Origin of the sequence: Candidatus Pelagibacter communis, from assembly GCF_001180165.1 — a bacterium.
Classification (GTDB): domain Bacteria; phylum Pseudomonadota; class Alphaproteobacteria; order Pelagibacterales; family Pelagibacteraceae; genus Pelagibacter; species Pelagibacter ubique_P.
Genome location: NZ_CVSQ01000022.1, coordinates 1 through 6,933, shown reverse-complemented (window position 1 = coordinate 6,933; position 6,933 = coordinate 1). Strand labels below are relative to the sequence as shown.

The 6,933-nt window shown below is 29.4% G+C and carries 9 protein-coding genes and 1 pseudogene; all 10 read right to left on the bottom strand.

The window, feature by feature from the left end; genetic code table 11:
• Window positions 1-227: pseudogene (locus AMN88_RS01705) on the bottom strand (sodium:solute symporter family transporter); the annotation flags it as partial.
• 126 nt (window positions 228-353) lie between these two features.
• Window positions 354-647 carry a hypothetical protein gene (locus tag AMN88_RS01700; protein ID WP_075536148.1) on the bottom strand — a complete coding sequence of 98 codons (294 nt, stop codon included), beginning with the start codon at window positions 645-647 and terminating at the stop codon, window positions 354-356.
• 3 nt (window positions 648-650) lie between these two features.
• The gene (locus AMN88_RS01695; protein WP_023854015.1) at window positions 651-1,160 is read right to left on the bottom strand and encodes a pentapeptide repeat-containing protein; all 510 of its coding nucleotides are present in this window, start codon (window positions 1,158-1,160) and stop codon (window positions 651-653) included.
• Between the two features lie 61 nt (window positions 1,161-1,221).
• The gene (locus tag AMN88_RS01690; RefSeq protein WP_075536147.1) at window positions 1,222-2,259 is read right to left on the bottom strand and encodes a Gfo/Idh/MocA family protein; all 1,038 of its coding nucleotides are present in this window, start codon (window positions 2,257-2,259) and stop codon (window positions 1,222-1,224) included.
• A gap of 3 nt (window positions 2,260-2,262) precedes the next feature.
• Entirely contained in the window at window positions 2,263-2,376 is a 114-nt protein-coding gene (locus tag AMN88_RS04640; RefSeq protein WP_425319186.1) for a hypothetical protein, read from the bottom strand.
• Window positions 2,348-3,232 carry an aldose epimerase family protein gene (locus tag AMN88_RS01680; protein ID WP_075536146.1) on the bottom strand — a complete coding sequence of 295 codons (885 nt, stop codon included), beginning with the start codon at window positions 3,230-3,232 and terminating at the stop codon, window positions 2,348-2,350. The genes AMN88_RS04640 and AMN88_RS01680 overlap by 29 nt, the downstream gene beginning before the upstream one ends.
• Window positions 3,233-3,237: 5 nt before the next feature.
• A complete protein-coding gene (locus AMN88_RS01675; RefSeq protein ID WP_075536145.1) occupies window positions 3,238-3,999 on the bottom strand; it encodes an SDR family NAD(P)-dependent oxidoreductase in 762 nt (253 codons plus the stop codon).
• Between the two features lie 2 nt (window positions 4,000-4,001).
• Window positions 4,002-5,096: an ABC transporter ATP-binding protein gene (locus AMN88_RS01670; RefSeq protein ID WP_075536144.1), complete on the bottom strand. Its 1,095-nt coding sequence runs from the start codon at window positions 5,094-5,096 to the stop codon at window positions 4,002-4,004.
• Between the two features lie 2 nt (window positions 5,097-5,098).
• The gene (locus tag AMN88_RS01665) at window positions 5,099-6,004 is read right to left on the bottom strand and encodes a carbohydrate ABC transporter permease (protein WP_075536143.1); all 906 of its coding nucleotides are present in this window, start codon (window positions 6,002-6,004) and stop codon (window positions 5,099-5,101) included.
• Window positions 5,994-6,869 (bottom strand): carbohydrate ABC transporter permease, encoded by an 876-nt coding sequence (locus tag AMN88_RS01660; RefSeq protein WP_075536142.1) that lies wholly within the window; start codon window positions 6,867-6,869, stop codon window positions 5,994-5,996. Before AMN88_RS01660 ends, AMN88_RS01665 begins: the two co-directional genes overlap by 11 nt.
• Window positions 6,870-6,933: the final 64 nt, after the last annotated feature.

Genomic DNA, 6,933 nt, shown 5'->3' with positions numbered 1-6,933 from the left:
CCCCATGTTGCAGCCGCTACTGGACCAAATAAAATCCAAGCACCTAAAGCTGATGCTACAAGACTTGTGGTAAGTGAAAATAAACCGATGTTTCTATTTGCAGTTAAATAATTATTAATTCCTGTAAATTTTTTAGAATGAAGAATTCCTAAAAAAGCAAATATTAAACTAATTGCGATTACTAATATTAATGATGTTGATTGAGTTAAAAAATATGTTTTATCCATTTTATCCCTTTCTGAATTACCGGACAGGTTCTTAGGGTATGATCTCAGTCTGTTAAGACACCCCTTCTTATAGTCTTTATATTATATTAATAGATATAGCTAGTGATTTAAAATTTATTTCTTAAATTATTTTTGACTCTTATGATTCATTATTTCAATCATGCATTGAGTTGCGTACGCTCTCCACTCAGATGATGTTTTGTTCTTCAGGCTATCAAGATGATTTCTGTTACTTTGAATATCATCTTTATGCTTAATATAATCAGCACCGTTTAGGTTTTTTTCCATTTCAGACAAATTAGTTTCCATTGCCTTTATCCATTCGTTTCCAAGATCAACACATTTTTGATCATCTTTTTCATCACAAATTTGTTTAAAAAAATTAAAGATAACATCATCAGTATTTACTGAAGTATTCATTAATTATTGTTTACAGGTACCAATAGACTCTGGGCCACAAGTTTGACCATTGGTCCACGTTGCTCCGGTTAAATTAGCTCCATCAAAATTAGCATTGGTGATGTTGGAAGAAGTAAAGTTAGCCTCCATTAAATTAGAGTTTTGAAAATTTGCCTCGATTAAAGTTGCTCCCATAAAATCAACTCTAGTTAAGTTAGCTCCGGTAAAGTTAGTTTTTTCAAAATTTGCACCGATAGAAACCGATTCATAAAGGTTAGCTCTTACAAAGGTAGATTCGGGAAAAGTTCCAAACGATAGATTTGAAGTCATCATTATACTTTTATCAAAGTTTACTTGAATGAAACTTGCAAAGGAAAGATTTGAATTTGGAAGATAACTTCCTTGCAAATCTTGTGAATCTGAAAACCTACAATTGGAATAATCAACTCCTTCTGTCAAAGGATCATCACATGCAGCATTTGAATTTGTGAAAAATAACAAACTAAATAAAGCAAGTAAGATAATTTTTTTCATATAAAAAGTTAACAAATAAAATATGTCAAAACAATGAATGATTTAAATTTTAATAAAAATTTTATATTCTTACTTTTTTACCATTTTTTGCACTTTTAGTTATTGCAGTAAAAATTTTAAGAGAGATTAAACCATCATTTCCATTTACTTTTGGTTTGGCTTTTTTTGCGACTACATCAGCAAAATGATCAATTTGATTTACTAATGTATTATCATCCTTTTTGTTTTTATCTTCATTAACAAAAATTTTGTTCCACCAACTTCTTTCTTTTTTATAAAACCAATATTTAAGGTTGGGAAACTGTAAAGAACCTTTGGTGCCTCCAATCATATAAGCAGATTGGTTGGTAATTGGGTATGCAGGATTTTCTCCAGCAGTTAATTCATAACTCCAGGGTGCAACAATTGTATCTGACAAATTAAGTGTACAAAGCGCTCCTGAATTAAAGATCAAGCTTATTGTAGCTGTATCCTCTACTTGAAATTTTCTAGTTTTATTTGTTGTAAATGCTTGAACATATTTTATTGAACCCAACAAATAACAAATCATATCAATATCGTGCACTAAATTGATGCCTAAAGGCCCACCACCTTTACTAACTCTCCATTTTTCATTGTAATAAGATTTATGTTTATATAACCAGCATAAAACGTTTGCAGAAACAATATTACCCAATCTACCTTTGTTAATAACGTCTTTTACCTTAGAGACTATTGAATTGTGTCGACGATGATATCCAATCAATAATGGTGTTTTGTTCTTGTTGGCACTATTTATAATTTTTTTTGCAGATTGAATATTATCTGAAATAGGTTTTTCTAATAGAACAGGTATTTTATTTTTCAAAAAACTTACAGTATGTTTTTCATGCAATTGATTAGGGGTAGCAACTATTACAGCATCAAGTTTTTTTGAATTTAAAAGCTCTGATACATTTGAATACAATGGGATTTTATATTTTTTTGATAAATTTTTAGCATTATTACTAATGTCTACTATTGAATGAAGATTTGCTTTCTTTGATTTTTGGATAGCTTTAATGTGTTGTAAACCCATTAAACCTGTTCCAACTATAGAAATATTAATTTTTTTACTCATAAATTAACTAATTTTAATTTTTGTAAAGCATGTATACCTTTTATTAGGTTTAATTAAAGTACTAGGAAAATTTTTTTTATTAGGTGCATCAGGAAAGTATTGAGTTTCTAAACAAATGCCTTGATAGGGAAATAATTTTTTTTTTGTAATTTAGATTTTGTGCTAAATAAAGTTGCACACCAGGTAAATTTGAAAAAAAATCAACTTGTATATTAGTGTTATTATTTTTTAAAGTACCGACTAATTTTCTATTATTTTTCTTTACAACAAAAGTTGTATCAAAACCTTTAAATTTAATATTAAGCTTTTTGTTTTTAAAATAATCTAATTTTTTTCCAATGTTTTCAAAATTTGAAAAATCATAAATTGATTTTTTTATATTTTTAATTCTTCCAGTTGGGATTAAATTTTTATTTATTTGAAGATATTTGGCTGAGTTTAATTTTAGCTCATGATTATAAATCATCTTTTTTTTATTTTTTTCTAAATTCCAATAGCTGTGATTGGTTAAATTAACATGTGTGCTTTTATTGGATTTGTAATCATACTTTATAATCAGAAATTTATTTCTTAGCTGATAAGTACAATTGACAACTAGATTTCCTGGAAATCCTTGATCGTTATCACTTGAGTGGAGCTGATATACTATTTTGTCTTTTGTTTTATTTATTTTATTCCAAGCAAGAGCTGAAAAACCAGTTTTTCCACCATGAAGTATATTTTTTCCCTCATTTGCCTTTAAATTAAATTTTTTATTTCCTATCTTAAATTTTGCATTGGAAATTCTTCCTGCATATCTTCCACAAGTAGATCCCACACTTGGATGTTTATACCGATAATTTTTTTTTGATCCTAAATTTAAAATTAAATTTATTTTGTTTTTCTTATGATAAACTTCAAAAAGACTTGCCCCGTAATTAAGAGTTTGAACTCTTAGAAATTTATTTTGGATTATAGAGCTTTCAACTTTCACCTAGATCAAGTTATACCACCATCAACAATAAAGCTTTGTTTTGTGCATCCAGATGATTGATCTGATGCTAAAAACATTACCATTTGAGCAACATCATTAGGTTTTAATTGTCTTTTTAAAGCCTGACTGTCTAAAATAAGCTTTTTGTACTTGGGGGTTAACCAATGTTTTATTTGTCTCTCTGTTGCTATAGATCCGGGGACCACTGAATTAGTTCTGATATTATATTTTCCATACTCTTGTGCAAAAGATCTAGTTAAACCTACTACTGCAGATTTTGCAGTTTCATAAACAACTTTATCTCCCTCACCTAACATCCACGAAACAGAACTTAAATTTACAATTGAGCCAGCTTTCATTTTTTTCATTGATTTAACAACAGCTTTAGCTGCAAAAAAATAATGTTTTAAATTGATTGCCATTCTATTTTCCCAATATTTTTCATCTACTTGATCTGTTGTATGTCTATCATCATTGGCTGCATTATTAATTAAAGCATGTATTGGACCTTTTTTTGCAATAATATTTTTAATTATTTTTTCTAATTTATTAATATCTAACAAATTACATTCAATGAATGTTGGCATTCTAAATTTATTTTTTTTAATTTTGTTTAAAAGTTTTTTGGTTTCTTTTAAATCAATATCTACAAAATAAACTTCACTTCCCTGTTCACAAAAATGTTCTACAATTGAAGCACCAATACCTGAACCACCACCGGTAATAAATACTCTTTTATTTTTAAGATCAGAATATTTAACTTTCATTTTTATATTCTCTCCTCTGTTTGAGCGTCAAATAACGATGTTTGAGTTAAATCAAAATATAATTTTGTTTCTTTTGCTAATTCAATTTTAATTGTTGAAGGAAATTTAGCTAAAATTTCTTGATTAGCATAATCAAATGTCATTATTTGTTCGTGACCAATATATTCACTTAAATCTGCTCTTAAAGATACTTCAAAATCACTTTCATTAGATTTTTTAAAATAAATGTGTTCTGGTCTTACCCCAAAGTAGACTTCTTTATTGTTTAAGTTAGATTTATCTTTAAATTCATAGCCTTTTACTGGAATTTCAAAATTAGATCCGCTTGCTGTAAAAGATATTTCACCTGAACTTTCTTTTAAAGTTCCCTTAATTAAATTCATAGATGGTGATCCAATAAAGTCAGCTACAAAAGTATTGCTTGGTTTATTGTAAATATTTTCGGGAGTATCATTTTGCTGAATAACACCATGATTCATAATTGCAATTCTTGTACCTAAACTCATCGCTTCGGTTTGATCGTGAGTTACATATACAACTGTTGTTTTTAATTGTTGGTGAAGTTTTTTAATTTCTCTTCTCATCTCAACTCTTAACTTTGCATCTAGGTTAGACAAAGGTTCATCAAATAAAAATATTCTAGGTTCTCTTACTAATGCTCTTCCAATAGCAACCCTTTGTCTTTGTCCTCCAGACAATTGAGACGGTTTTCTTTCTAACAATTGATCAACTTGTAAAAATTTAGATACCTTTTCTAGCTGTTGTTCAATTTTTTCTTTTGAGGTCTTTGCTTGCTTCAGTCCAAAAATCATATTTTCTCTTACATTCATTGATGGATATAAAGCGTACGATTGGAAAACCATGGCAATATTTCTGTCTTTTGGCTCTACTTTACTAACATTATAATCATCAATAAAAACGTTACCTTCATTTATTGTCTCTAACCCTGCAATAATGTTTAATAATGTGGATTTTCCACATCCTGAAGGACCCAATAAAACTAAAAAATTTCCCTCATCTATCTCTAAATTAATTTTTCTTAATACTTCTGTAGACCCAAAATTTTTTGATAGATCTTCAATTTTTAATGTTTTCATTGTTATCCTTTCACTGCTCCTGAAGTTAATCCTCTAATAAAATATTTACCTGCTAAAACATACACAATGAGTGTTGGCACTCCTGCTATGATTGCTGACGCCATATCAACATTGTATTCTTTAACACTTGTACTAGATAAAACCATGTTATTTAAAGCAACTTGAATTGGTGCTGCTTCACCAAATGAAAAAGTTGATCCAAATAAAAAGTCATTCCAAATTTGAGTAAACTGCCAAATGACTGTTACCACAATTATCGGTGCTGATATTGGAAGTAAAATTTTGAAAAATATTTTAAAAAATCCTGCTCCATCAATTCTTGCTGCTTTCACTAATTCTGTTGGAACTGATACGTAGTAATTTCTAAAAAATAAAGTGGTAAATGGAATTCCATAAACGGTATGAACCAAAACTAATCCAACAATAGAATTTGATATTCCTAATGCACCTAAAGTTCTAGCCATTGGAAGTAATATTGCTTGAAAAGGTATAAAACATCCAAATAATAGAAATAAGAAAACCCAGCTATCACCTTTGAATCTCCATTTTGTTAAAACATATCCTGTCATTGCTCCAATGAATGTTGAAAAAAATACTGCAGGCACGACCATCTTAATTGAATTCCAAAAATAAGGTTTTAAAAAAGTATCTCCCGCTCCATATCCTCTTCCTCCCCAAGCAACTGCCCAAGAGTCAAAATTTAATCCGCTCGGCCAAGACAAAAGTGTTCCTTGACGAATTTCTTCCATCGTTTTTAATGAAGTTACAACCATTACATATAATGGAAAAATAAAATAAGAAGCAAATAGAATTAAAACAAAATACAAAAACCATCTTAAAAACATATTTGTGTATTTTGATTTTTGTTCAAGCCGTTGGTAAGAAGATGGTTTAAAATTATCTTGCATTTTCTCTCCTTAATTCTGAATACAAATATGGAATAATGACTGCGGCTACAGCCATAAACATCATCATTGCACTTGCTGCAGATAATCCAACCTGACTTTTGTGAAATGCTGCTTGTGTCATAAATAAAGCTGGCATCGTGGTAGAGATACCTGGGCCACCTTGGGTTAAAGCAACAATCAAATCATAACTTTTAATTGAGATATGGACTAAAATTACAAAACTTGTAAAGAATACTGGTCTCATCATTGGTAATAATATTCTCCAATAAACTGTAAATAAACCAGCGCCATCAATTTTTGCAGCTTTGACGATTTCATCCTCAACAGATCTTAATCCCGCTAGAAATAATGCCATAACAAATCCTGCCGATTGCCAAACACCTGCTATCACTATGGTGTAAATTGCCATTTCCCTGTTAACCAGCCAATCAAATGTAAAATTCTCAAAACCCCAATCAATAAACATTTTTTGAATTCCAAGAGTTGGGTTTAAAATCCATTTCCAAGCGGTACCTGTTACAATAAATGATAAGGCCATTGGGTATAGATAGATTGTTCTTAAAACCCCTTCCGCTCTTATTTTTTGATCTAAAAAGATTGCTAAAATTATCCCAATGACAATACAAAAAATTAAAAATAAAGCCGTGAAAACAAGCAAATTATCTACTGATATAAGCCATTTTCGGGATGCCCATAACTTTTCATACTGACCAAAACCCCACAATTCATATTTCGGTAAAATTTTAGAATTAGTAAAAGATATATATAAAGTCCAAAGCACAAAACCATATACAAACCAACCTATTAATCCAACAGCAGGAGCCATTACAATTTTAGGTAAATTTTTTTCTAACCACTTGAGCATTATAAATATTTTTTATTTAAGATTTAAAAAAAAGGCCACTTAATCAAAAGTGGCCTTTTAATTT